This is a genomic window from Paenibacillus violae, assembly GCF_032461945.1.
In the GTDB taxonomy this organism is placed as follows: domain Bacteria; phylum Bacillota; class Bacilli; order Paenibacillales; family NBRC-103111; genus Paenibacillus_E; species Paenibacillus_E violae.
Map to the genome: position 1 here is coordinate 1 of NZ_JAWCUD010000022.1, position 25,841 is coordinate 25,841.

The following is a 25,841-nucleotide window of genomic DNA, read 5'->3' on the forward strand; positions in this document are numbered from 1 at the left end:
AGCGTTATGGTCGCTTTCGGTTATCGGGCAAAAGAACCGCGTGATAAAACAAGAAGAACGATGGAACAAGTATCCGAATGGATTCTGTAACGTCCGTAAAGCCATAACCATGAACAAACAATTTAATTAGTATATAAACAAAGGACGTGACGATATGTTGAAGAGAAAAATGTTTCAAACAAGTTTGATTTTGTTATTTTAACTATTATTATTTCGGGATGCACGGATCAAAATAATCAGGCACAGCAAGCAGCTCAAGACCAGCAAGCAGTGCAAATCACTGAACTTGAACAGAGATATCATAAATTAGAAGACGTTGAAGAGATCAAAGAATTGAAGGCCCGTTATTTCCGTTTTATCGATGAAAAAAAATGGTCGGAATTTGCCGAGCTTTTTACACCTGATGCCAAAATTGAAATCGATGGCAATGTATTTACCGGCGGGGAAGCATTCGCCAATGGGGCGGGAGCTGTCATCGGTGCGGCGCCTACGGTTCACCACGGACATATGCCCGAGATTGATTTGATCGATATGGATAACGCGAAGGGAATCTGGGCAATGGAGGATATGTTGACCTACCCTGCCACGAAGGACGCTCCACCAGGGCATGATGGGTATGGTTCATATCGCGAAACATATAAGCGTGTGAATGGTGTCTGGAAAATTAACAGTTTGGTTCTAACCAGATTCCGTATGGACCCTCTCGCAAACTGGGATCCTAATACAAATCCTGTAACTGGGAAGTAACTCGAAATCTTTATTATATGATCAATTCTGATCGTTAAATTTCCTAATGGGAAAGAGCATAATATCATGTGGGCTGCCAATCTGGCGGCCCTTCATTATGCATACGGGAGTTGGGAGTTATCTTAGTTGAAGTGTGATAAAGTATGGGTATATTCAAGGTTGGTTGAGATGACGACGAAGGAGAAAAATAAGGCAGAAGCGTTAAGCTAAACATTCCTGTATAGCCTAAGAAATGGGCTTTGTCAAAAAAGGAGCGCCTCGGTATGATGGTCTTGTCGACGGGTAGATAACCAACACCACGGAGGACCGAGTTCGTTCTCCAAAAGGGCACAACCCCATCCGCTAAACGCTATCGGTCTCCACACCTTGGATAGGTGTAACGAAGGAATGTTAGGGCGACGACCCGTAGAGCCTTGAGATGGTCAATCTCCGAGGGAATTGTGGAGTATGCGTGCAGTAGAGTATGATATGGGGAAATATTCCATATGTTCCTCTGTTCCCGTATGACCAAAAAGGTTAACTTTACGTTCGCTGCAACTTAATATCCTTACGGCCGCTGTATTCCAAAGTGATGAAATCCTGCGAATGAGTGAGTTTACGTGAGATAAATCCTTAATACTGAGGGACGGCGAACGTTAGTTCAACATATTATTGAGCAATTTACCTGGCGGTAGCTGCTCAATTTCTTTAAGCTATAAGCTAAAGGGTAGCATAATGATCTGTAAATTAGGGGAAAAAGGTAATATATGTGTTGCGACGAAAGGTTTAAGAGTTAGAAGACTTTATGAATTTGCTTCATGGTGACAACTAACAATAGACTAATGCGATGGATAAAAATTTTTTGCAACAATTTCAACCAATCATGCGTTTGAGGTACTGTAAGCGAAAACTAAGCTCAACGAGGGGATAGAAACTCACGTAAGTAATAGAGAAAAATTATGGGGAAACAAAAAGAGGAGGAATTTACTTGAAGAAGAAATTATTAATTGCACTTGGACTTACTGGTGTTATCGCAGCATCTGTTGCTATTGGCGCTTATGCGGCAACGGATATTAAATTATTTATAAACGGGAAAATAGTCAATGCGGATTTGCAGATCGTAGATGGATCCAGCTATGTTCCTTTGAGGGTTGTTTCTGAGTCACTTGGAGCTAATGTAAAGTGGGACGAGGACAAACGGGAGATTAGTATTACGGGACAAATGGGTCAAGTAGGCCAAACCGTCTATGAGAATACCCAATATGGCTTCCGTTTCACGCTGCCCGACAGTTGGAAAGGGTACACGATCGTAACGGACAAATGGGAAGGTCGTTCTGTAGGGGATGCGCAAGGCGATGAGGTTAGCGGCGCGAGCCTCAGTATCCGCCATCCCAAATGGACCGCTGAACAGCCTAGACAGGATATCCCTATTTTTGTCTTTACTGTCGACCAATGGAACGAGCTTCAGCAGGATAAATTCCACATTGGCGCAGCGCCTTTCGGCCCAAGCGAACTGGCGCGCAATGACAAATACGTGTTCGCACTTCCGGCGCGCTATAACTTTGCCTACCCTGATGGCTACCAAGAAGTGGAAGATATTTTGAAGAGCAATCCGATTCAACCGATAAAGTAATCAAATACTTCAATAAAAGATTACCCTTTGCCGTATACGGCCTAGAGAACTAACTCCACAATTAATTAGCGAGGACAAGCCATTGTGGGTAAGCAATATGTAGACAAATGTTGTTGAGCTAACGGAAACGTAGTGGAAAATACTAACATTAGAGCAGCCGGCCAGAATGGTCGGCTGCTTTTTCATTGAAGTAAAAGGGCTGGATACTTCCAAATATGTATGAATATAAAGTTGACTAGCTCTCAACAACGCGTTCGTTTTAGGCCGTCAGCGTCTTTTGCGTTTGCCTTGAAATGGATAGTTGAATGATGACTCTGAGGAAGTTGAAAAATTCCCTAACGTAGTTATGTACGACGGACCTGAGGCTAGAAAGATTAGACTACTTGACGTGTTCGATCGATAGACTCAGTTTATAGTTGCCATACCTCAGCACTTCCTCCAACAGCTTGTTCAGCTCAGAACTGCCGTTTGTTAGAATGCGCAACCAATAGCATCCTTCTCCGCCTACGCGATATACTTCCTTCACAGACTCCGTCAACTGGACGAAGCTCCGGAAGGCTTGATGAGATTGGTTTGAATAAATGAACACGGTTAGAAAGGCATGAATGTTAAGTTCGATCTTTTCAGGATTCCAACGCAGCGTATATCCATCGATAACTCCGAAGTCTTGCAATTTGCGAATTCGCGCACCAACCGCCTGCCCTGTGAGGTGGACGCTCTCTCCAATCTCCTTGTGGGTAAGGAGCGCATTGTCGAGGAGCGTATATAGAATCCTCAGATCAATATCATCAATAGCTTGGTTGACCATTCGGGTCTTCTCCTTTCACTGTGTAAGTAAACCCGTCTAAACACATTCATTAAGTTATATACCAAGCTCACGCGTTAGCGTTATCATTGATATTATTACAAATTAATCATAAGGAGGAATGCACATCAATTTATTCGTCATGCGGCTTTTTGGTTGAATATGCAGGGAGTAACTTTTCTGATAAACCAGATGTTCAGTGATAAGTTGGCAAAGGAGATTCAAACCTCCATTATCTTTCTGACATAACCATTATTGCCATGTCAGACGAAACATATTACGGACAAAGCTTGCCATAAACCTATCAAGTCGACATTCCCGGAAAACGGTGATTGTGTATGAAGTAGATGGCTACCTTATGGATGCGCGGGGCAAGCAAAGCATGTGCTTGTGGTGTCTTCGTTAGGCGGAAGCATATGCTTTCGGTTCTTCAATAGAGGAACTTGCTAATTCGTTTTGCCTTTTTGTTTATGCGGTAAGAAAAATTATATATATCAAAATGAATAGCCCAAGGGAACAACTCCTTACGAGGCAAGTAGCTATAATAAACTTATCAGCCGGTTAGCAAGTTAAGATTCATCAAGAATTCTCACTAAGAAGGAGCCTACAAAAGATGAGTAATCAAAGCAAAGCAAATGTGATGTACAGAAATAATAACAATAAAATACATTCCTATTTCTTAGTGACGTAAATTCAATATTGGTAAGTGGGGACGATACGAACGGAGAGTTTTGCGTCGTGCATTGTGCTGTCAAGAAAGATGATGGACCTCCACTGCATTTGCATGAAAAAGAAGATGAATCTTTTTACGTTCTGGATGGAGAAATAGAGATGACGCTAGGTACGGAGACTATTTTGGTGAAAAGTGGAGAATATGTTTTCGCACCGCGCGGCATTCCACACACTTTCAAAGTAAAAATCAGATACAGCTAAGTTTCTGGTTACCGCGTACCCTGCAGGATTTGATTCTTTTGTGAAGGAACTTGGTGTTCCTTATGTTGAAGGGATGGAAGCTCATATAGAGCCACCTACTCCTGAGGCTATGCAAAATTTGTTATCAGTTTCCAAAAAGTATCATATTACTTATCCCGGTCTTTAATTTAGAGATAATATCCCAAATAAATGGCAGTTTTACGGCCAATAACCGAAAATAAAATGTAATCGGCCTGTGAGGCTATTGGTTATCTAGTGGAAACAATAGGCTACAGGTCGATGATTTTTGAGTAGTCCGGATCAAGCGGTAGGCTGGGGAGTTGCAGTTATTGACCGGTACATCAATGTCTGCATATTCGCTAAATGTTTCGTCATAAGCAAAGGTCGAATATTTTCACGAAGTATAGGTGTTTAAGCGTCCAGTGCTTTCTATACGAAGATGTGTAAACAAAGAAATGTAATATGAAATACGTACGGCTATTTTGTTTTTAAAAATGAACTGAAAGAGAGAATTTACATGACTTCATCTAATTTTCAAGCCTCCATTGATACACCAGTTATGCACGAGCTCGTCATTAATGGTATACGACAAGTTTATCATATTGCAGGAGAAGGTCCGATTTGTCTTGTTCATGCAGGAGGCCCTGGTTTTCATTGGGGCTATATGCGTATGCCATTGCTAGAAAAATCCATGACCGTTATCTATTTGGAGGCAGTAGGCACAGGAAATTCCGATAACCTTCCAGACGGAGACTACACGATGCCGAAATACGCTTACTTCGCTCATAAAGTAGCAGAACATATTGGAGCGCAACAGCCATTTTTCCTAGGTCACTCGCATGGCGGTTTCGTAGGCTTACAATATGCACTTGATTTTCCGGACGAACTCGGCGGCCTCATCCTCTACAGCTCGGCTCCGTGTATGAATCAAGATCTTGGAATGGAGCAGGTTCAACAACTCGAGAATTTCATCCAGCGTTGGGCGGATCTTCCGGAAGCTCAGGATGCAAAGCAAGCATGGATGGACATGATTACGGGAAAAGCGCAGGATAGAGAAGCCATATTGAAGGTTTTGGGGCGCTTGATGCCTGCTTTCTTCGGTAACTATTGGAAACTTACGGAAGGTATCGACGAGTGGCAAGCAAGTATGGATTTCTCTGTTGATCCGAATCGCAAGCCGTATATGTGGGATGTTCGTGCAACCTTAGAAACAATTCAAACCAGAACCCTGATTTTAGTTGGAGAGTACGATTTTAACTGCGGGCCGCGTTGGGCCAAAGAGATGGATGAGAAAATCCCAGCTTCGCAGCTCGTAATGTTCGAACAAGGTGGGCATTTGAACCATGTGGAGATGCCCCAAGAGTTTGTAAAAGCAGTGATTGATTTTGTTTCACAAGCCTCTAAATAATAAACATATAACTCTTAATTATAAACTTTGCTCATTTCCATAAACTCCTGAAAGTACTTAGGGTAGAAGAAGGATCTGCAGGAAGAACTAGCTATCCTAAAAAAGGCGCTGCACATCTTCAGGAATTAAGGACCATAAATAGCTAACTCTATACCAAAAGCTGCCGGAATTGTGCCAGCAGAAGTGGAGTGTTAAAAATAATCTTATTTAAAAAATGAAAAGAACAATATATTGTCGAGTGACAAGAATATAGACCCATTAATCTTCCGCTGAAAATGCGGATATTTTATTTTATCGGAACCACTGATTGTCAGATTCTGGTTGAACTAACTGAATGGGAAGCTAAATAACAACACCGGTGTGCAACGGAGCCGCGTCACGCTAAAGGGCATAATAAACGAAGTATATTATAATCTTTCTGCGAGGGAGATGTTACTATATCTAGTGCATAATGGTATATTGAAAAGATACCATAACAAAGCGAGCGCAAAGCCTGTGGTCCTCTGTCCCAGAGCACGTTCGGCAAGTCGCCCTGCCCGAGTTGCCGCAAATGCTCCAGCAACACCTGCGAGACCAAATGCCCAATCGCGGTATGTGAAAGAGATACTGGAGGCGAACTCAGGGGTAACACAGGGATGTCCAAAATGTACTAAAAGCAGTAAACAAAAGCAAGCGAAAATGGCTCGGATACGTTAAACTATTGCGGTATTTATCCGGATGAAGGCCCGACAGCAGTTCGCGAAGAGGTAGGGGAATACGGTCCTTATAAACAAACCGAACGAGCGAGCGTTTACCATGTCTTTATTAAGAATCTAGTCGCGCGGGGATTAGCATATCCTTGCTTCTGAGATGCGGAAGAGCTGCCAGCAAATCTGTGCTAAACAGCAAGCAGTGAAGCTCAATCCGGGCTATTATGGCAAATGGGCCGCTCCGGCGACAGGAAAGCCGTTGTCCAATGACATAAATGTGCCTACATAAACCAGAGCGAAAAAGCATGAGAAATCAAGCTTTTATTTTTTTATGTAGGTGAATTTGTGTCATCCAACTTCATACCATTGATATGTTATCTGCTTAAAAGTATTGAAGGTCAAAAATGAGAAAACGAGAGCATTTAAGAGCAAAGCGTTTCTCCATAGAGGGAGTTATGTAACGGAGTAAAAAGGATTATTTTCCTTGATGTCGAAATAACACTTATTCCTGCTGGACTACAATTGAATGTTATATAAAAAGGCATAGGATGGGTTAAACAATGATGTTGGATGAGGTAGACATAAATGATTTGCGTGTGACGCTATGAATATTACAATTTTATCGACGAAACTGTATAAGCCCTTGTCACGGACTAGAGTTGTCCAAAGGTCGCGCCTGATCGAGCAGCTGAATGAGGGCCTGGACCGTAAGCTGACCCTTATCTCTGCCTCTGCCGGCTTTGGTAAGACTACGTTAATCAGCCAGTGGGTTACCGATTGTGAACGTCTCGTCGCATGGTTGTCGCTGGATGAAGGAGATAACGATTCTGTACGCTTCCTGGCTTACCTTGTCGCTGCTCTGCAGACGATTGAGGAGAACATTGGAGAAGGTGTGGTTCGTGCACTCCAATCCCCGAGCTCGCCGTTAACCGAATCGATTCTAACGGTTCTACTCAATGAAATCTCAGCACTCCCGTACAAATTCGTTCTCGTCCTTGACGACTACCATGTTATTAGTGCCAAACAAATCGATGATTGGCTCCTCTTCCTGCTCGAGCATCTCCCACCGCAGATGCACCTCGTCATCGCCACCCGTGAAAATCCGCAACTTCCGCTGAGCCGGTTACGCGCACGGGGCCATCTTACCGAGTTGCGTAATGCCAACCTACGCTTTTCGCCAGGGGAAGCGGCCGAGTTCCTAAACCAGGTGATGGGTCTGGATATGACGCCGGGCGAAATTACTGCGCTAGAGACCCGTACCGAAGGCTGGATTACAGGGCTTCAGCTTGCAGCGCTTTCGATGCAGGGGCGCGGGGATATACCCGCGTTTATTCGGGAATTCGCTGGAGATAATCGGTACATCGTGGACTACCTGGTCGAAGAGGTCCTGCAGCTTCAGCCCGATTATGTCCGGAACTTCTTACTTCAGACTTCCATTCTCGACAGTCTGCATGGCTCGCTTTGCGATGCCGTCACCGGTCAGGAGGGAGGTGCCTTGCGATTAGAGTATCTGGAGCAAGGGAACTTCTTTGTCATTCCGCTGGATTACAGGCGCCAATGGTATCGCTATCATCAACTGTTTGCAGAGGTACTTGTTATGCATTTAAAGGCGGATCAACCTGATCACGTAGCTGAGCTGCATCGGCGCGCGAGCACATGGTTCGAGCAGCATGGCTCGGTGGCCGACGCGATCCGCCACTCGTTGTCCGCCGAGGATTTTACGCGAGCGGCGAACCTGATTGAAAAGGCGATTTCGGTTCTCAAGAGGAGCAGACAAGAGGCTGTGATGCTGGGCTGGATGAAGGCGCTCCCGGATGAGCTGGTCCGTTACAGGCCTGTGCTCAGTGTGTGGTATGCCGGGGCATTACTGGCAGGCGGCGAATTAGAGACCGTTGAGGACCGGCTGCGAGACGCCGAACAGTGGCTGGAAACAACGGCAGACATACGTGAGCGGCAGGAAAACCAACCGGCTCAGAAGGTCGTCATGGACGAAGAGGAATTTCACCGGCTCCCAGGTTTGATTGCCGTGTACCGAGCCGGACTGTCCTTGGTTCTCAGCGACGTACCCACCGCTATTATGCAAGCAAGATTGGCGCTCAGCCTCTTGCATAAGGACGACCGACTCCTTAATGGAGCGGCAATTGCGCTATTGGGACTTGCATGCTGGAGGAATGGGGAGCTTGAGGAAGCGAGTCGGATGTTCGGCGAGGGCTTATCCAGTGTGCAGCAGGCCGGGGCTATATCTGACGCGATCAACGGTGCGATCGCTCTGGCTGAAATATTGATAGTGCAAGGCCGGCTCCGCGAGGCGATGCATACTTATGAGCGGGGCTTGCAGCTTGCGGCGGATCAAGGCGAGCCTAATCTGCGGGGAACGGGAGACATTTATGTGGGTATGAGCGAGCTCTACCGTGAGTATAACGATCTGCATGCCGCTGAGCAGGTTCTACTGAGAAGCAAGGAGCAGGGCGAACACACCGGGTTCCCGCAATATAATTACCGTTGGCGCGTCGCAATGGCCCGAATTCGGGAGGCCCTAGGAGATCGGAACGGCGCGCTCGAGTTGCTCCAGGAGGCTGAGCACTTGTATATGAGCGATTTTTTCCTGGATGTGCGTCCTGTTTCGGCGTTGAAGGTACGGGTGTGGATCACGCAAGACAGGCTGGGCGAAGCGCTCGACTGGGCACGGGAGCAGGGGCTGTCCGTCAATGAAGACCTTAGCTACCCACGCGAATTCGAACATATCACCCTAGCCAGGGTGCTCCTGGCCCGGAATATGAGCGACCGTGAGGGCCGCTTCATGCTTGAAGCCGTGAGACTTCTAGAGCGTCTCCTTCAGGCAGCGGTGGAAGGTGGGAGGACAGGAAGCGCAATCGAAATCCTAATCGTCCAAGCCGTCGCTCACCATATGCAAGGCAACACTTCTGAGGCACTTGTACCGCTGGAACGTGCCCTGAATCTGGCAGAGGCGAGGGGGTACGTCCGAAGCTTCGTGGGCGAAGGGCAGCCTATGGCGGTTCTTCTGGAAGCGGCTGCGAAAAAGGGGATCACCCCAAACTATGTCCGGCGACTTCTGTCAGTCTTTTACAAGGATGAAGGCGGAGCTCCCTGTAAACAAATTGTGAGCAAGCGGCCGGTTCAACCTTTGAGTGAGCCGCTGAGCGAACGTGAACGCGGCGTGCTTCGGCTTCTCGAAACCGACATGAGCGGTCCGGACATTGCTCGCGAGCTTAGGGTATCCGTCAACACCCTGCGTACTCATACCAAGAATATTTACGACAAGCTTCAAGTGAACAGCCGCCGGGCGGCAGTCCGTCGTGCTGAGGAGCTCGATTTGTTATAGCGATTCTAATACGTTCCCACTTAGCCTAAGCTGGATTGCTTGGGCTTTTTTTTGCAAAACTTCCTATAAAAATCACCACATATGGTGATGCCGGCTCACCAAATGAAGCTGTATCTTAGGAATACGAAAGGAGTGCATGAATTTCAGTGAAGATGTAGCCATTGAAGCCGATGAAGGAGGTTAAGCATGAGTGAAACACAAGAATTAACGAAAGAACACCCCGAGCCTGAGCGCTACGAAATTCAGCTCAAGGGCTATCTGGATGCCGGATGGCACTGCTGGTTTGACTGGCTAAGCCTCACCCATGAAAGCGACGGAACAACTGTCCTCATTGTTCAGATAGCCGATCAACCCCCATTAAACGGCTTGTTTAGAAAGGTGCGCGATCTCGGCCTGCCCTTATGTCAGTCATCCCAAACAGGCGAACGGGCTGGGTGGCTCCGCGAGCATGAATCACAATTATTCGAGTAAAGAGGGACCAAACACATGAACACGAATCGAGAAACTTCAAAAGTGAAAGGCAGTCGCAGCGTGCACGCCAAGCGGCGAGCTGCAATAACAGTCCAACAGCTCATTCGCAGCTCCGGCTTAGTAGCTATGGCATCTGGAATGCTGTTCATCGTCATTCAGACGATCCATCCAGCCGATATTCTTTCGTCAGTCACCACTGGGCGGTGGGCCATCGTCCACTGTTTAGGCGTCGCCATGTGCTTCCTTGGCCTGATCGGCATTGCGGGAATCTACGCTAGGCAAGTGGAAGAAACCGGTTGGCTGGGTTTGGCGGGTTATCTCCTGCTAAGCCTATTCTATGTGCTCACCATGGCCTTTCAATTCGTGGAAGCCTTTATCTCGCCGGTGTTGGCGACCCATGCACCGAAGCTTGAGGAGAGCATCTTGGGAATCGTGATCGGGACCGTCAGCGAGGTGAACCTTGGGGCCATCGCAAAGGTATTTATGCTGACAGGAATCATGTATTTACTCGGCGGACTACTGTTTGGAATCGCTGTAATACGTGCCGGCATCCTATCGCGTTGGGGGGGTGGACTGCTTGTGTTCAGTACCGTTTTACCCCTCTTATTGTCTTCGTTGGTTCATCACCCATACGATCGGCTTTTTGCAGTGCCGATGGGAATAAGTTTGGTTTGGATGGGATATTCTCTCTGGCGCGAGCGGCTTGAGATAGGCTGATATGCAAACGAATGTCTGCACAGAAAATCAAGACCCCGGCGTGCCTCGGCAAAAGAAGGCTCGACAAAGCGGCTTAACGCCTCACTTCTCCTTCTAAGCGTCATTCCGCTCTCCGCGGGAGTTGGCGTATTCCAGTTTGCACCGGGTTTCCGGCGGCGCAGTCAGGGCTGGCACCGCACGGCCGGGCAACTCCTTGTTGTATGCGGCCTGTTGGTTGGGCTTACAGGGCTGTGGATGACGCTGTTCTTATGTTCGGCCCACCGGGTGAACTCGGCAAGGGCTTATGCCAATTCGAGTGTGACGTGTTCCGGACTCATTGAGTCGCAACTTTCTCCGGTTCGATCAAATAGAGAGACCCCTAGATCCTCCTCCACGCGCTTAGTGTCAATTGAGTAAGATGAAGACTTCCTGCAGCTTTGGTCACATGCTGCATACGGGCAACGGCGAGAAAATACTGCAGCTGAAGCAGTTCCATATCGTCCATCTCGATCATTACTTTAAGTGAATGAAGTTATAGTATAAAATGCGTTGGAGTATTTGAACGGGTTCAATTATGATTTATTTAGACAACACAAGGAGGGAGTCCAAAATAAATGCTCGGAGTAGATGGTTGATGATATCCGTGGGCCTTGGGATACTCTTGAACCATTTAAATTCTTCGATGGTTGCTGTTGCGATAGCCAGACTGCAAAATGTGTACCGCCTTGATTTTTTAACGTTGTTTCTTGGATTATTTTTTCATTCTACATTTCGAGCGCGATCGCTCAACCCATGATGGGTAAGGTCAGTGATTTATTCGGCCGCAGGAGGATATTTCTTGCCTGTCTTGCAGTTTCCTTTGTTGCATCATTACTAGCTCCGTTATCACCCAATTTTGGATGGCTTATCGCAGCGTGCGTTATGCAGTCGATCGGAACGAGCATGTTGGTTGCGGTCGGAATGGCGATCGTACGAATTCATATTTCGGAGAATCAACTGGCCGAGTTTAATCGAAGATATTCCATAAGCAATACCAATCTATTTACTTTCGACGGCAAACAAGGGTTCGACCTCTCTACACAAGATTTTGCGCCGGCTGTACGCTTTATGTAACCACCCAATCGATGGAACAGGATATCGTTATTCAAGTTGGGGGTTACGCACATGTAACTCTTGAAGGCGTGCTGCGATTACCGCAAAGCTGAATCTAAAAACAATGTTTGGAGTGAGTCCTATAATTGAGCTGATTAAAGACGTAATGGAAGACATGAATAAGCAACTCAGCCGAATCGAACGAAGTCTGAATCTGCTAAACGAAGAGCTAATCTGGAAACGATTGAATGATTCCACAAATAGTATCGGGAACATCTGTCTCCATTTGGCGGGAAACGAATATCAAAATTTTGTCAGCGCAATCGGAAACGAACCGTTCATCCGAGAGCGTTCGCGCGAATTTACGACGGATGAGGGGATATCAAAGGAAGAACTGACGGGTCTTCTACGCGAAACTCGATCCAAGTCGGAAAGCGTATTGTACGCCCTGCATAATGATGATCTATCACGGGAAGTTACCATCCGTTACGATCTCGAGGACTGGAAGCGAATGCACCGAATCGAGACACCTGTCCATGAAGCCAGCGATACAAAAGTAATCCGCCGACTACTTGTTCAGGTTTCCACACACTATGGATACCATGTGGGGCAGATCGTCTTGCTAACCAAGATCTTAACTCTTACGAATGAGCATATCACGGGGCAATACCACTAAAGTCAGTTAATTAGAAACATAGAGGGAATGATATTAGTGATCAAACTTGAACCTTTCGAACGTAATGATATTATTCAACTTATGGAATGGATCGATTCGCCAACGCTATTATTCCAATGGGGAGGCCAAACGTTCAGCTTTCCTTTAAATGAGCAACAACTAGAGAATTACATCAAAGAGTCCAATACCAATGCGGTCCAATCTCTAATCTATAGAGTGGTACATGAATCCAATAATGAGACCATTGGGCATATCAATTTACAAATTGATTGGATAAATAGATCGGCAAGGATAGGTAAGGTATTGATTGGAAACAAAAGCTCTAGAGGATTAGGCATAGGACAATTAATAGTAAAAAAGGTTTTAACCATTGCGTTCGAAGAATTAAAATTACATAGAGTGAGTCTGGGCGTGTTAGATTTTAATCATTCCGCAATTGCATGTTACGAGAAAGCAGGGTTTGTAAAAGAAGGACTTACCCGAGACAAACGAAAGATGGGCAACGAATTCTGGAGCGTGTGGGAAATGAGCATTTTAGAGAATGAATGGCTTGAAAAAGAACAATCAATAACGATTCAACCTTAAAAGATATAGAATAAAATGCTTAAGCCAAAAAATTATTTTACTTGGGATATTATTATCATTTAATTTCGGATCGCATCTGGTGGTTAGAGTAGTTGAAAAACATCTCATATGAAGCTGCCACCAAAAAATAAATATCCCAAAAGCCCAAAAGCGCTATTTTGCCCTGCCTTTGGGGCTTTTTGTTTTTAGAACGATATGAAAAAGATTAGAGTTGCCATCATAGGACAAGGGCGCAGCGGTCGTGATATACATGCCAATTCTTTAAGTCAGATGAAGGAGCAATATGAAATTGTTGCAGTAGCTGACATGCTGGAAGAGCGGCTGGAAAGAGCCAAAAAAGAGCTGAATTGTGATGTGTACCGTGACTACAAAGATCTGTTTAAGAGAAATGATCGAGGATTTCATGTATTGTCTGAGAAACCGCTTGCCAGAACGGCACATGAGGTTGATATTTTAATTGATAAGGCGATGAAAACAGGGAAATTGCTTGCTATTTTTCAGCAGTCCAGGTACGCACCCGCTTATCGCCAAGTGCAGGAAAATATCAAATCCGGCGTGATTGGACAAGTGGTTCAGGTCAATATTGCCTACAACAATTTTGCAAGAAGATCATGGATCGCGCGAATACGGCTGGAGATGCCGAGGACTACGTAAAGGTCATCCTGTATGGCCATGGGTGTTCTGTCATTGATATAGAAATTTCTTCCTGCTGCGCATATCTGAGTTTCACTTATAATGTCCAAGGGACTAGAGGCGGAATCAAAGGGAGCACAATACATCTGGACATTTCAATCAGGAGGAAGCGGGAGAACTGAAATTAGTGACAACGCCTATGGTCAAAAAATGGTACGAAGAGATCTGGGACATCCCCGCCGAACAGGGGAAAGATGTATTCCCTTCGATGGCAGTTGTCACATATTTCCATCGAATTTCATGGGATAATTTATCTTGTAAACACTTACAAAATAGTATAAGGAGTTGAAAAAACATTGGCTCATAAACTTGCGGCTGGAATCGTGATTATAGAAAATGAAAAGGTACTTTTGGTAAAAGATAAATCTGGGTGGAGTTTGTCGAAAGGCTCAAGTGGAATGGGTGAAACATTCTTAATGGCCGCAGAACGAGAAGCATATGTTTGCCAAAGCTTCGGCTGCCATTTTTTATACTTAATTTATCAATATCAATAAAAATACAAAAAATGGAATTTAGTAAAACTTAAATATCAACACTTACCAAATTTTATTTTATATTGAATTTGAATCGACAAAAAACGATCAATTAGAACAAGAAGAATCTATTAGGTATATGTGTGAACAATATGCAGGGCTCACATGGTCACCCGAGAGAAATCAATGCTTGCTTTAGATATATCCTATGATTTCAGAACAGATATGAAGGAGAAAAAGGTCGAATTTAGATGGAAAATATATCCATAAAAATGATTGACAAATATTCCCTCCAGTTTTAAGATTTGTATCAAGACACTTTGTTAGTCATCTTAACTATCAAAGGGGGTGAGTAAAGTGCTTGGACGCGGTCAAACTGGAAATGCCAAGTTAGTTAAACAAATGAATCGACATGTGCTTATAAGTCGGCTTAGGGAAAATAAGCGAGTATCCCGGGCGGATTTGGCTAAGCTTACTGAATTAAGTCGACCATGTGTGTCCTCTTTAGTGGATGAAATGATACGAGAAGGCCTCATCAACGAGGTCGGCATTGGTGAGTCCAAGGGAGGAAGAAAACCGATTTTACTTGAGTATAATTTTAAAGCTAAAGGTGTGATTGGCGCTGTATTTGAGGGTAGTACCCTACATATGTCCATAGCAGATCTTAGTGGTGAATTGCTTTATAATTACGAGACCCGTTTATCCCAGCCGACCAATGGGGAGACGGCGATTCACGCGCTGGAAGTTGGTGTGAAGTCCCTTCTGAAGCAAAGTGGATTTGATAAAGAACGTCTTCTAGGAATTGGGGTCGGACTTCCGGGTATCACGCAACGTACGGATGGAACGATTAGTTATGCGCCAAGCACAGGTTGGATGGGGCTGCCTGTTCAGCAAGAAATGGAAGAAAGATTGCGTATTCCAGTATTCATTGAAAATGACGTAAATTTAATGACCATTGGTGAATTTCATCAGGGGATTGGCTTTGGTATTCGTAACCAAGTTCATATGTATGTAGGTACAGGAATCGGTGCAGGAATTATTATTGACGGTCAATTTTATCGAGGCTTTCGTGAAGCTGCTGGTGAGATTGGTTATATGATGATTGGACCTGTAGGACGAACCCGACGCGGTGAATATGGCATTTTCGAAAGAAATTATTCGGTTTCTGGCATCATTGAAAAAGCAAGGTTGATTCTTACAGGCTGGAATGAAGATACGAGTGTAATCATCGAACTTATGAGGCAATCGGATTGCGGGAATCGGGAAGCGGAGCAGCTTTTGGAAGACATATACGTTCACTGGGCTCATGGCATGGTTAATATGATTAGTGTGTTGGATCCAGAGTTGTTAATCATTAACGGAGAAATGGTCAACATCGGCGAAAAGGGGATAAAGAAGTTAAACAGGCTTCTCGCTGAATGGGTTCCCTTTGTACCACCTGTCAAAGTTGCAGCATTAGGTATAAAAGCAGGAATTATTGGAGCGATTCAAATTGTTTTGGAAGCCCTTACATAAACCTACATAACGAATCACCAAAAATAATTTACTGGAGGAATTTAAACGATGAGAATGACAAAGGGGAACGTATCGAAATGGGTTACCAGCATACTTCTTTGCACTGTTATGACAGCAGTTACAGCGTGTGGGAGCGCGGTTCCTAGTGGTGGGCAAGCAACCAAGCAGCCGGATAAACCGGCGGAATCGGCTAAATCTGCCGAAACTCCAAAGGCCTCAGAGAAGCAAAAACTCGTCATTTACACAGCTAGAGATAAAAACGTTGTGGATGAGATTGTTCCAAAGTTTAAAGAGAAGAATCCCAATGTTGATGTTGAAGTGCTTACGATGGGCGCTCAGCAAATTATGGAACGTGTCCGTGGAGAGAAAGCTAATCCGCAAGCGGATTTCTGGTGGGGTGGAACCCAATCCTCGCTCATGACAGCGGCAGACGAAGGACTCCTGGAAAGCTTCAAACCTAGCTTCGGCGACAGCATACCGGCGCTCTATAAGGATGCGAAGGACCGTTGGTACGGCGAAATGCTGCTGCCTGAGGTTATTATGTATAACTCTAAAGCGCTGAAAAAGGAAGATGCACCTCAGGATTGGGATGATCTGCTTGATGCTAAATATAAGGGGAAAATTATCATTCGCGGTGTTCTTGCATCCGGTACGATGAGAACAATCTACTCAGCAATGGTTTTTAAAGAAGGTGGAGCTACAGATCCGAAGAAAGGCTACGACTGGCTGAAAAAGCTGGATGCAAACACGAAAGAATATGCGCAGGATCCTACAAACTTATATTTGAAGCTAGCGCGTGAAGAAGGAACTCTGTCTCTGTGGAATATGCAAGATATTATGATTCAGAAGGAATTGCAGAAGCAGCCATTTGACTTTATTTATCCGAAAAGCGGTGCGCCGATTCTGGTAGATGGTGTAGGTATTGTTAAAGGTGCAAAAAACATGGACGCAGCTAAAAAGTTTTATGAATTTCTATTTGACTCCAAGTTGCGAGTGGAATTAGCCGAGAAACTATTCCAAATTCCTACCAGAACGGATATTAGCAAAGATACGCTTCCTGCTTGGTTGAAGGGCGTTGAATTAAAGCCTATGCAACTGGATTGGACAGTTATGGCGAATAAGGAAAAAGACTGGATGCAGTACTGGGATGAAAACATCAGAGGTAAAGGCGGTAAATAAGTCAAATTGGATGGCGGAGGATCCCCTCCGCCACGATTACAACAAGGGAGGTGGCCTGCTTGATTGATGTGGCTTTGGAACAGGTAAGTAAAGAATTCGGCAAAGTAAAAGGTGTTCAAAATGTAGATGTCAGAATTAAACCAGGAGAATTTTTCACTTTTCTTGGTCCGAGCGGATGCGGGAAAACAACGACGCTTCGGATGATCGCCGGATTCTATTATCCGAGCGCAGGACGCATTGTTTTCGGGCATGAAGATGTTACGGTCCTGCCTCCGAATAAACGTAATACGGGGATGGTATTTCAAAACTATGCACTTTTCCCGCATTTGACTGTATTTGAAAACGTAGCGTTCGGCCTGGAGGTTAGAAAAAAGTCGAAACTGGAAATCGCCGAGAAGGTAGAGCGAGCCTTAAGACAGGTACATCTGGGTGATTTCGCACATAGAAGAATTGACCAATTGTCAGGCGGTCAGCAGCAGCGTGTTGCTCTAGCGAGAGCCCTTGTGATTGAACCCAAAATATTACTTTTGGATGAACCCCTATCTAATCTAGACGCTAAGCTCAGAGAAGAAACACGTTTAGAGATTAAGCGTCTACAGATTGAGCTTGGAATAACTACGATCTACGTTACTCATGATCAAGCGGAAGCGATGTCGATGTCAGACCGCATTATGGTCATGCATGGCGGCGTCGTTCAGCAAATTGGGACACCCGAGGAAGTATATCACCACCCGGTTAATCGGTTCGTAGCTTCGTTCATCGGTGAGTCGAATTTGTGGGAGGGCGTTATTGAGGAAATCCGTGGGGAGGAAGTCAATGTCCGAGTTGCCCCTGGCCTCGTGCTAACGGCTTTAGCACGTAATTGTTCACCTAACACAACATTGACAGTTGGCACAAAAATTACCTTATCCATACGTCCTGAGTCAGTTCGTGAAGCACTGCCGGAGGAGCAGCTTCGAACGAATGCGGTGATTGGTAAGGTGATGATTTCAGAATTTACGGGCATCAGCGTCAATTATTTGCTACAGGTGCAGGGGCTCTCGCTGAAAGCTATGTTTGTCAATCACAAAACACATGTCCAGCAGCGTGGGGACGAGTTATCTATCTATATTCCCAAAGAAAGTGTATACCTGCTGGGGTAGACGAGGGATCCGACAATGAAATCTGAAATGCAATCCTACACGCAGCCTGTCACTCGTAGACGTTCAATCGTACATTCACCTAATTTCGTTTATATACTAGTAGCACCTCTATTTCTTGTATTACTGGCATACGTGCTATTTCCCTTATGTCAGACCTTTCTACAAAGTGCCTTAGTGGATGGGCAGTTTTCGATGAAAAGCTACTCCAAGTTCTTTAGCTTGGAGCATACTGCAAATCTGGAAGCTCTTTGGACGAGTATTTATTTATCGGTTCTTAGTGTGATAACGTGCGCACTCGTTGGGATCACCATGGCTTTCTTGCTTGAGCGTTATGAATTCCCAGGGCGGAAAATATTAACCGTACTCGTTATGGTTCCAATGGCTTTGCCCCCGTTAATCGGTGTGCTGTCCTTTACGTTTTTATATAGTGAGAGCGGGATCATTCCCCGAGCCCTGAAACTTCTGCTTCATCTGGATCACGTCCCTTTTTCGCTTAAAGGTGTGTGGGGAGTGCTCGTTGTTCATACGTTTACCATGTATACGTATTTCTACATGACAGCTTCGTCCGCAATCAAAGGCTTGGATCCATCCCTGGAGGAAGCGGCGTCCAGTCTTGGAGCCGGAAGATTATATATTTGGCGGCGAGTTATTATTCCGATGCTGACACCAGCTATTATTGCTTCATCTCTATTGGTTTTTATGGTTTCTATGGCCTCTTATACGGCACCTCTCATCTTTGGAATAGAACGGACTATGACAATGCAAATTTACTTGTCGCGTACAAATGGCAATCTGGATATGGCTGCGACGCAATCGACGATTTTATCGTTCGTCTCTATTCTATTTTTGATTTTAATGCGATGGTACCAAAGTCTCCGTAATTATCAAAATTTGAGTAAAGGCGTCTCTGTGCACAGGACAGAGGTGAAAACGGTATGGGGTCGATATCTGGCGATGCTGCTTTCCTTCCTGGGTGTCATTGTCCTGCTTCTGCCGATTTTCGTCATTATTATAATCTCTTTTTCAGTTGATGGAAAATGGACTACGCAAATATTACCGCCAGAGTACACTTTTAAGCACTATGTGGAGCTTTTTACGGATAGCAAAACGTGGCGTCCGGTCGTTAACAGTTTCAAAATGAGCTCCATTGCCACATTAGGCAATGTCATATTTGGCGTAGCGGCTGCTTACGCGATGGTTCGTTTGAAATTCAGAGGAAAATCGGTAATGGACATTTTTATTATGCTTCCATGGGCGCTGCCGGGTACAGTTGTAGGTATTAATCTGATAGCTGCATTCAGTACACCGTCAGTATTCAGCTTTAACCAAGTACTGGTAGGAACCTTCTGGATTTTGCCTATCGCCTATTTTGTTCGCCATTTACCTCTGGTTTTCCGCTCGACATCCGCTACCTTGATACAAATGGACCCTTCTACGGAAGAGGCGGCACGCAATTTGGGGGCTACCTGGTGGTACAGCTTCCGGCGCGTGGTTTTCCCAATGGCGCTTAGCGGCATACTGGCCGGGACACTGCTTGCGTTCGTGGATGGCATTGGAGAATTTGTGGCTTCAATTTTGCTTTTTAAAACAAGTACCGTTCCCATCTCGGTAGAAATATTTCAGAGAATGTACTCTTTCGAATTCGGCACAGCTTGTGCATATGGCGTTTTACAGATCGTTCTGATTATCATTGTTCTCTTTATTTCGCGTAAGATTACAGGGGATAAAGCAGGTAGCGCATTCTGACCATCACTGATGATCTTCAAGCAGGCTCGGTCATATCGTGGGAACACCTAGGAGTTCACAACCACGTCATGATATACAGCGGGAAATTGGCCATTTCTTGCCGTGTGAGATAGGAATGATCAAAGGAGGAGTTCAATTGAGTGGTAAGTCGAAATCAAGCCCCAAATTAGTATCTATGATAACGAGCGTTGCGATCGCAGGAAGTATGCTCTTACCTGCAATAGCAAGTCCTGCTTATGCAGAACGAGGCGTAGTAGATCTATGGAAATCGATCAAGCCGTTAGCGACCATTGCAAGTGCCATGAATACCGGTGCCCATCCAGATGACGAGCACAGTGCTGTTCTTGCTTATCTATCTCTTGGCAAAGGCGTCAATACGTTCAGCGTTATTGCAAACCGTGGCGAGGGTGGACAAAATGAAATCGGCAGCGAACTGGGGAATCCCCTGGGAATCATCAGGACTCGCGAACTGCAGGAAGCCTCTAAAATCACTAACGTAACACTAGGTATGCTTAGTGAACAAATTAATGATCCGATTTTTGATTTTGGATTTTCTAAAAGTGTAGAAGAAACGCTCCAACATTGGGGAGAGTCCGTTGCGTACGAACGTTTGATACGTAAGATCCGTGAGGATCGTCCGGATGTCATCATTCCATCATTCCTTAATGAAGATTCGACGCATGGCCATCATAGAACGATTAACGTTCTTACTGTTCGGGCTTACAAAGATGCCGCTGACCCGAATGTATTCCCTGAGCAGCTAAAGAATGGTCTGCAGCCTTGGCAGGTTAAGAAGTTATATTTGCCAGCAGACGCCAAGAAATATAACGTCATGGTTCCAGTAGGCGATTATGATAACATCTACGGCGCTTCTTATGTGCAGTTGGGTGAGGAATCGCGCTTTATGCATAAGAGTCAAGGTATGGGCAGAGTCGTAGATGAAGGTCCCTCAGGTAATTACTATACGCTAGAATCAAGTACGGTAAAAACGAATGATAAGGAAGCAAGTTTCTTCGATGGAATTGCCTTCACTTTTGCCGACCTGGCTAAAGAGGTTGAAACCAAAGGCAAAGATAATAAAATAACGAAGGACTTACAGCTGCTGCAAAAAGACAGTGAAGAGGTTATTAAGGCGTATCCAAACTTTACGGAAGTGGCCCGGGAAGTTCACGAAATGAAAAAGGATGTCCAAAACGCCTTAGCAGATGTGAAGTCTTCCAGTCTTGATCAAGCCGTGAAGGATGATTTGTTCTATCGATTGAATGTGAAAGACGCACAATTGAACAAAGCTAGCATGGAAGCCACTTCGTTGGTTGTTAAAGTGAAACCAGAAACGGGAGAGTTAGTAGCGGGGCAAACGGCCAAGGTCGTGGTTTCTGCTTTCAACGGTGGCGATGTGGACCTGAAAAGCATTCAATTAAACTTGAATGTTCCGCAAGGGTGGGAAGCGAAGGCCGCAGGGCCGGTTACATTCGATTCGATTGGCAGGAACCAAACGGTTTCCGTTACGTACAATGTGACCGTACCTAAGGATGCTGCTGAGTTCAAGCCTTATGCCGCACCGAATCTAACGGCTGATGTTACATACAAGGCGTTTGATACATCAAGTACGGTTAGAGCAGTTCCGCAAAATGCGGTTGCCGTTCTTCCAGCGTATGCGATGTCTCTTAGCCCTAGTGCAACTGTATTTAATACATTGAAATCGGATGAGGCGATTCCGGTTAAAGTTACAGTACGTAACTATACGCCAGGAGCTTCCAAGGCATCTATTTCTTTGAACTTGCCGGAGGGCTGGACGACTGAGCCGTCTGTAGAAGATATAAGTTTTGCTACTAAAGGCGAAACAAAATCCGTATCCTTCACGGTCAAAGGCTCCTCCAAAGTGGCCACAGGTAAGTACTCAATTACGGCGGTAGCTAAGAATGAAAATGTTCAAAGCAATGAAGGCGTTCAAGTGATTTCATATCCGCATATCGGTACAACGTATTTAATTCAGCCTGCCGAACTGAAAATTCAAGCGTTTGATTTGGTTGTTCCACAAAACTTAAAAGTTGGATATGTATCAAGTGGTTTTGACAACATAGATGAATATTTGCGTCAAGTAGGTGTTAATGTTGTGAAGTTGGATGACAAGGCTATCCAATTCGGCGATCTCTCGCAGTATGACACGATTGTTCTTGGCATTCGTGCATATGCTTTCCGTCCGGAGCTGATTCCGAGTAATCAACGTCTGTTGGATTATGTGAAGAACGGCGGAAACCTTGTGGTTCAATATCACAAGCCCGAAGATAAATGGAAGCCTGAGCTTGCGCCTTATCCGATTAAGATTGGTGAGCCGCTAATTAAATGGCGGGTAACCGATGAAAATTCCAAGGTTACGATGCTGGCCCCGGATCACCCGATCTTCAATTACCCAAATAAGATTACAAGTGCAGATTGGGATTCGTGGATTCAGGACCGTTCCGCTTATAATCCTGCAGAATGGGGTAATGCGTACACGGAGTTGATTTCTAACGGAGATCCGGGTGAAAAAGAATTCACAGGTACTTTCTTATCAGCTCCTTACGGAAAAGGTGTTTACACCTACAGCTCACTGGTTTGGTATCGTGAAATTCCAAATTTGGTTCCGGGCGCAATTCGTGTGTTCGTTAATATGATTAGCCAAAAACAGTAATATAGCAATGAGCTAACCAATTACATATGGAGGTCACGATCAGTGTCCTCCATATGTATCATGATTTGGAGGTTGTTCAGGGAATATGAATGTAATGAATGTTCATGGGCGAGAGATAGATGAAGTTAAGAATACAGCGCAATTTGCTGTGGTTCCACTGGGTTCTTTAGAATATCATGGACCACATTCACCGTTGGGTACGGATGTTATCTTGGCTGAGGGCTTTGCACAAAAGGTAGATTTTGCTCTTAAGCCCTTAATCTATCCTGTAATATCATATACGCCTTGTCCAGGCAAAACCAAAGATTATTCTGGTACGGTTTCGGTCCGCCCCTCTGTTTTTATTGATTACTTATCAGACATCGTAGACGGAATTTGTCAGTTGGGCATTCGAAATATCGTCTTACTCAATGCTCACGATGGCAATATGGGTCCTTCCAGGACCGTAGCCGAATCCATCACCGGTATCTATCAAGACGCGAGCTTCTTGTTAATCAACTGGTGGCAAATGGTTGAGACTGGCTTTCCTGAGCAAATGGGGTTATTTCAAGGGACTGCGGGCAGAGGCCATGGGGGTCCATACGAAATGTCTGCCGTTAAGGCTTTTCGACCGGACTTGGTTTCCGTACAGGATTCAGATTTGGAATTAGATTCATATTCACCTTTAATTTCAATACCCTATGTTTTAGTGGAGGGCACACCCCAAGGATGGGATGGATATACAGGTAAAATTAGGCAAACTTCCTATGAAGCTGGGGATACGATCGTGGAAGAAGCCGTCCGGAATATGAATCAATTAATCGCGAATTGGCTTGAGATGAGAGCAAAACAATGATAGGAAAGGACGAATTGCATAATGAGATATCGTGAACAATTGCTGCAATCGGAAGGATCTTCTTTTCCGGGAAAAACGTATACGGAGGTTGTACTGGAGCCAGCTTTCAATGAAGCCAAAGAAAATCTGCTTAGCCCCATGATGGCAATCAATAAAGCACATCTGATCATGCTAAGTGAGCAAAAACTGATCACGGAAGAAGAAACCAAACAAATAGCTAAAGCCATTCAGAGTCTTGATACGGAGGCTTTGCGACGTAGCACCTATACCGGAGAGTTCGAAGATTTATTTTTTCAGGTCGAGCATCAGCTGCTGGTACATGCTGGGGATATTGCTGGAAATTTGCATCTTGCGAGAAGCCGCAATGATATGGGAATTGCGATCTATCGAATGGTGCTCAGAGAGAAATTAGCGGTAACACTGTCGTCTGCACTTCTGTTGAAGGACCATTTACTGGATTTTGCAGAGGAACATTTGGGCACAGTGATGATTGGCTATACACATACGCAGCAGGCTCAGCCAACGACTCTCGCTCATTACATGACGGCTGTTATCGATTCCTTAAATCGTGATATTCGACGCATGAAGGCGGCTTATGCCAACTGTAACCGAAGCAGTATGGGAGCAGCGGCATTGACGACATCAGGATTTGCTATCAGCCGGGAACGTATGATGGAACTGCTTGCTTTTGATGAACTTATCGAAAATTCATACGATGCAATAGGCGGAGCTGATTACTTAGGAGAAATCGCGACAGCCATTCAGCTGGCGGCTATTAATTTAGGGCGGGTTGTGCAAGATCTTCTCTTGTGGTGTACGCAAGAGTTTGCGGTGCTTAAGGTAGGAGCTCCTTACGTACAAATCAGCTCCATCATGCCACAGAAACGCAACCCCGTCTCACTCGAACATATGCGGGCGTTATTGTCGAGCTGTGTCGGTAATACGAATACGATTCTTTCCATGATTCATAACACGCCTTTCGGAGATATTGTAGATACCGAGGATGATATGCAGCCGTATGCTTGGAAAAGTTTAGATATATTGGATAAAATGTATAGATTGTTAGCCGCCGTTATGGGCACAATGGAGGTCAACAAGGAAGTGCTTCGCCAGAGGACGGAAGGAAGCTTCGCAACAGTCACCGAGCTGGCGGATACATTAGTAAGATCGGATGCGCTGTCATTCAGAAAAGCCCATCATATTGTCAGCGATGTGGTGAAAAAAGCGCTTGCTAATGGTTTAAACGCGAATCAAATCACGCTTCAATTGGTGAATGACGCTGCAAGACAAATCATTGGGCGGGTTGTGTCCCTGAATGAGGAAGACTTGCGCAGAGCGATGGATCCCGTTCATTTTGTGGACATCCGTACGTTGCCGGGAGGCCCAAATCCTAAAGAAATGAAAAGAATCATAAATGACCGCAGGCTTCAATACTCGTCACATTTTCAATGGCTGCAAGAGGCGCGGGAGAAGAGCCGGTGTGCCATTCAGCATCTAGATGAAGTCATTCTTCAATGGAGTGAAGCCTTATGAAGAAATTAAGAGTTCCACTACTTGCTTTTGATGGAGGAGGTACCAAAAGCATTGTCGTTCTCACGGATAGGGAAGGAAACGTTTTAGGACAAGGAAAAGCAGGTCCATGTAATTATCAAGGGGTTGGCAAGAAAAAGGCGGTGCGGGAAATCGCTCATGGTATTCGCGAGGCGATACTGGATCTTGGTATAAGCGAGGATCTCGCATTACTCCCTTCAATCGAGATCGACTGCGCTGTTTTTGGAATCGCCGGCTTGGATACGGAATATGACAGGAAAGTGATTATGGAAATGGTGCAGGAAACCCTCTCCCTTCTGACTATCCAAGTAGGGCACTTATTGGTTCATAATGACGGATTAGCCGCATTATTAGGCGCAACCGAAGGCCAGCCCGGAGTGCTTGTCATTGCAGGTACAGGCTCGATCGTATTTGGTATCAACGAGTTCGGTCAAACGGGTAGGACTGGCGGATGGGGGCATCGGGTAGGGGACGAAGGAAGCGGCTATTGGATCGGCAAACAGGCCGTGACAGCAATCCTTCGGATGAATGATGGTCGGGGCGAAGCAACTAAACTACAAGAATGGGTGCTGCCGCATATGGGTTTTAACCATGTGGAAGAACTGTTCAATTGGGTCTATAGTGCGGACTACTCCGTGGATAAATTAGGAGAATTATCTCAGTTGGTTAGTTTAGCGGCGATAGCCGGTGATCATGAGGCTAAACGCATTTTATCCGCAGCCAGCGAGGAATTGTTTGTGAGTGTACGTGCTATCATTCAGCAATTAATGCTAACGGATAAACCGTTTAAGCTAATCCTGCAGGGCGGCGTTCTGCGTAATATTAGCCTCGTTCGGAAACAGTTGATTTCCCAAATCGAGGAATATGCACCCCAAGCTCAAATTGTTGACATGCAGGGGGAACCGATAAACAGCATTATTTCGATGGGGCTAGTTTATCTAAAGTCTTCGATCAGCGAATTGAATTGAAGGAAGGA

Annotated in this window: 21 protein-coding genes and 5 pseudogenes; 23 read left to right on the top strand and 3 right to left on the bottom strand. The window is 45.2% G+C overall.

The genetic code is table 11. The features are described from left to right. The 3 genes and pseudogenes from RQP52_RS34880 to RQP52_RS34890 all read left to right on the top strand — a co-directional run. Positions 1–90: pseudogene (locus RQP52_RS34880) on the top strand (NAD(P)H-dependent oxidoreductase); the annotation flags it as partial. A gap of 180 nt (positions 91–270) precedes the next feature. Beyond that, positions 271–747 carry a nuclear transport factor 2 family protein gene (locus RQP52_RS34885; RefSeq protein WP_315956056.1) on the top strand — a complete coding sequence of 159 codons (477 nt, stop codon included), beginning with the start codon at positions 271–273 and terminating at the stop codon, positions 745–747. A gap of 967 nt (positions 748–1,714) precedes the next feature. Further along, complete coding sequence (locus RQP52_RS34890) at positions 1,715–2,359, top strand: copper amine oxidase N-terminal domain-containing protein (protein ID WP_315956057.1); 645 nt, start codon at positions 1,715–1,717, stop codon at positions 2,357–2,359. 379 nt (positions 2,360–2,738) lie between these two features. Here the strand turns inward: RQP52_RS34890 and RQP52_RS34895 are convergent, their stop codons facing one another. Further along, positions 2,739–3,167 (bottom strand): Lrp/AsnC family transcriptional regulator, encoded by a 429-nt coding sequence (locus tag RQP52_RS34895; RefSeq protein ID WP_315956058.1) that lies wholly within the window; start codon positions 3,165–3,167, stop codon positions 2,739–2,741. 735 nt (positions 3,168–3,902) lie between these two features. On the opposite strand from RQP52_RS34895, the gene RQP52_RS34900 reads away from it, so the two are divergent. Together RQP52_RS34900 and RQP52_RS34905 are read left to right on the top strand one after the other, a co-directional pair. Beyond that, positions 3,903–4,097, top strand: a complete 195-nt coding sequence (locus RQP52_RS34900) for a cupin domain-containing protein (RefSeq protein ID WP_315956059.1) — start codon at positions 3,903–3,905, stop codon at positions 4,095–4,097. A gap of 517 nt (positions 4,098–4,614) precedes the next feature. Next, complete coding sequence (locus RQP52_RS34905) at positions 4,615–5,505, top strand: alpha/beta fold hydrolase (protein ID WP_315956060.1); 891 nt, start codon at positions 4,615–4,617, stop codon at positions 5,503–5,505. Between the two features lie 422 nt (positions 5,506–5,927). Here the strand turns inward: RQP52_RS34905 and RQP52_RS34910 are convergent. Further along, positions 5,928–6,177 (bottom strand): annotated as a pseudogene (locus tag RQP52_RS34910) (MFS transporter); the annotation flags it as partial. 35 nt (positions 6,178–6,212) lie between these two features. Here RQP52_RS34910 and RQP52_RS36575 point away from each other — a divergent pair. The 5 genes and pseudogenes from RQP52_RS36575 to RQP52_RS36580 form a co-directional block, all read left to right on the top strand. Next, complete coding sequence (locus tag RQP52_RS36575; protein ID WP_379175087.1) at positions 6,213–6,353, top strand: hypothetical protein; 141 nt, start codon at positions 6,213–6,215, stop codon at positions 6,351–6,353. 445 nt (positions 6,354–6,798) lie between these two features. Then, positions 6,799–9,537 (top strand): LuxR C-terminal-related transcriptional regulator, encoded by a 2,739-nt coding sequence (locus RQP52_RS34915; protein WP_315956061.1) that lies wholly within the window; start codon positions 6,799–6,801, stop codon positions 9,535–9,537. A gap of 186 nt (positions 9,538–9,723) precedes the next feature. Then, on the top strand, positions 9,724–10,008 hold the full coding sequence (locus RQP52_RS34920) for a hypothetical protein (protein WP_315956062.1): 285 nt from the start codon (positions 9,724–9,726) through the stop codon (positions 10,006–10,008). A 15-nt stretch (positions 10,009–10,023) separates the two neighbouring features. Further along, entirely contained in the window at positions 10,024–10,725 is a 702-nt protein-coding gene (locus tag RQP52_RS34925; protein WP_315956063.1) for a hypothetical protein, read from the top strand. Positions 10,726–10,827: 102 nt separating this feature from the next. Next, positions 10,828–10,965, top strand: a pseudogene (locus RQP52_RS36580) (DUF2306 domain-containing protein); the annotation flags it as partial. A gap of 60 nt (positions 10,966–11,025) precedes the next feature. Here RQP52_RS36580 and RQP52_RS34930 read toward each other — a convergent pair. Then, a pseudogene (locus RQP52_RS34930) lies at positions 11,026–11,200 on the bottom strand (LysR family transcriptional regulator); the annotation flags it as partial. Positions 11,201–11,314: 114 nt separating this feature from the next. Between RQP52_RS34930 and RQP52_RS34935 the strand changes: the two are divergent. The 13 genes and pseudogenes from RQP52_RS34935 to RQP52_RS34995 form a co-directional block, all read left to right on the top strand. Further along, positions 11,315–11,700, top strand: a pseudogene (locus RQP52_RS34935) (MFS transporter); the annotation flags it as partial. Between the two features lie 229 nt (positions 11,701–11,929). Then, positions 11,930–12,472: a DUF1572 family protein gene (locus RQP52_RS34940; RefSeq protein WP_315956064.1), complete on the top strand. Its 543-nt coding sequence runs from the start codon at positions 11,930–11,932 to the stop codon at positions 12,470–12,472. 36 nt (positions 12,473–12,508) lie between these two features. Further along, positions 12,509–13,057, top strand: coding sequence for a GNAT family N-acetyltransferase (locus RQP52_RS34945; protein WP_315956065.1), 549 nt, complete (start codon positions 12,509–12,511; stop codon positions 13,055–13,057). A gap of 195 nt (positions 13,058–13,252) precedes the next feature. After that, entirely contained in the window at positions 13,253–13,711 is a 459-nt protein-coding gene (locus tag RQP52_RS34950) for a Gfo/Idh/MocA family protein (protein ID WP_315956066.1), read from the top strand. A gap of 335 nt (positions 13,712–14,046) precedes the next feature. Beyond that, the gene (locus RQP52_RS34955; protein ID WP_315956067.1) at positions 14,047–14,244 is read left to right on the top strand and encodes an NUDIX domain-containing protein; all 198 of its coding nucleotides are present in this window, start codon (positions 14,047–14,049) and stop codon (positions 14,242–14,244) included. A gap of 336 nt (positions 14,245–14,580) precedes the next feature. After that, positions 14,581–15,738, top strand: coding sequence for an ROK family protein (locus RQP52_RS34960; RefSeq protein WP_315956100.1), 1,158 nt, complete (start codon positions 14,581–14,583; stop codon positions 15,736–15,738). 48 nt (positions 15,739–15,786) lie between these two features. After that, positions 15,787–16,917, top strand: a complete 1,131-nt coding sequence (locus RQP52_RS34965; RefSeq protein WP_379174926.1) for an extracellular solute-binding protein — start codon at positions 15,787–15,789, stop codon at positions 16,915–16,917. 59 nt (positions 16,918–16,976) lie between these two features. After that, positions 16,977–18,059 carry an ABC transporter ATP-binding protein gene (locus RQP52_RS34970; RefSeq protein WP_315956068.1) on the top strand — a complete coding sequence of 361 codons (1,083 nt, stop codon included), beginning with the start codon at positions 16,977–16,979 and terminating at the stop codon, positions 18,057–18,059. 15 nt (positions 18,060–18,074) lie between these two features. Further along, positions 18,075–19,805 (top strand): ABC transporter permease, encoded by a 1,731-nt coding sequence (locus RQP52_RS34975; protein ID WP_315956069.1) that lies wholly within the window; start codon positions 18,075–18,077, stop codon positions 19,803–19,805. Between the two features lie 175 nt (positions 19,806–19,980). Then, positions 19,981–22,479, top strand: coding sequence for an NEW3 domain-containing protein (locus RQP52_RS34980; RefSeq protein ID WP_315956101.1), 2,499 nt, complete (start codon positions 19,981–19,983; stop codon positions 22,477–22,479). An 85-nt stretch (positions 22,480–22,564) separates the two neighbouring features. Beyond that, entirely contained in the window at positions 22,565–23,314 is a 750-nt protein-coding gene (locus RQP52_RS34985; RefSeq protein ID WP_315956070.1) for a creatininase family protein, read from the top strand. 21 nt (positions 23,315–23,335) lie between these two features. Beyond that, complete coding sequence (argH, locus tag RQP52_RS34990) at positions 23,336–24,847, top strand: argininosuccinate lyase (RefSeq protein WP_315956071.1); 1,512 nt, start codon at positions 23,336–23,338, stop codon at positions 24,845–24,847. Then, a complete protein-coding gene (locus RQP52_RS34995; protein WP_315956072.1) occupies positions 24,844–25,833 on the top strand; it encodes an N-acetylglucosamine kinase in 990 nt (329 codons plus the stop codon). The genes argH and RQP52_RS34995 overlap by 4 nt, the downstream gene beginning before the upstream one ends. Positions 25,834–25,841: the final 8 nt, after the last annotated feature.

Coding starts and splice junctions, on each gene's coding strand:
- RQP52_RS34895 (WP_315956058.1), bottom strand. CDS start 3,167: ATGGTCAACCAAGCTATTGATGATATTGATCTGAGGATTCTATATACG.
- RQP52_RS34905 (WP_315956060.1), top strand. CDS start 4,615: ATGACTTCATCTAATTTTCAAGCCTCCATTGATACACCAGTTATGCAC.
- RQP52_RS34915 (WP_315956061.1), top strand. CDS start 6,799: ATGAATATTACAATTTTATCGACGAAACTGTATAAGCCCTTGTCACGG.
- RQP52_RS34920 (WP_315956062.1), top strand. CDS start 9,724: ATGAGTGAAACACAAGAATTAACGAAAGAACACCCCGAGCCTGAGCGC.
- RQP52_RS34925 (WP_315956063.1), top strand. CDS start 10,024: ATGAACACGAATCGAGAAACTTCAAAAGTGAAAGGCAGTCGCAGCGTG.
- RQP52_RS34950 (WP_315956066.1), top strand. CDS start 13,253: ATGAAAAAGATTAGAGTTGCCATCATAGGACAAGGGCGCAGCGGTCGT.
- RQP52_RS34965 (WP_379174926.1), top strand. CDS start 15,787: ATGAGAATGACAAAGGGGAACGTATCGAAATGGGTTACCAGCATACTT.
- RQP52_RS34975 (WP_315956069.1), top strand. CDS start 18,075: ATGAAATCTGAAATGCAATCCTACACGCAGCCTGTCACTCGTAGACGT.
- RQP52_RS34980 (WP_315956101.1), top strand. CDS start 19,981: ATGATAACGAGCGTTGCGATCGCAGGAAGTATGCTCTTACCTGCAATA.
- RQP52_RS34985 (WP_315956070.1), top strand. CDS start 22,565: ATGAATGTAATGAATGTTCATGGGCGAGAGATAGATGAAGTTAAGAAT.
- argH (WP_315956071.1), top strand. CDS start 23,336: ATGAGATATCGTGAACAATTGCTGCAATCGGAAGGATCTTCTTTTCCG.
- RQP52_RS34995 (WP_315956072.1), top strand. CDS start 24,844: ATGAAGAAATTAAGAGTTCCACTACTTGCTTTTGATGGAGGAGGTACC.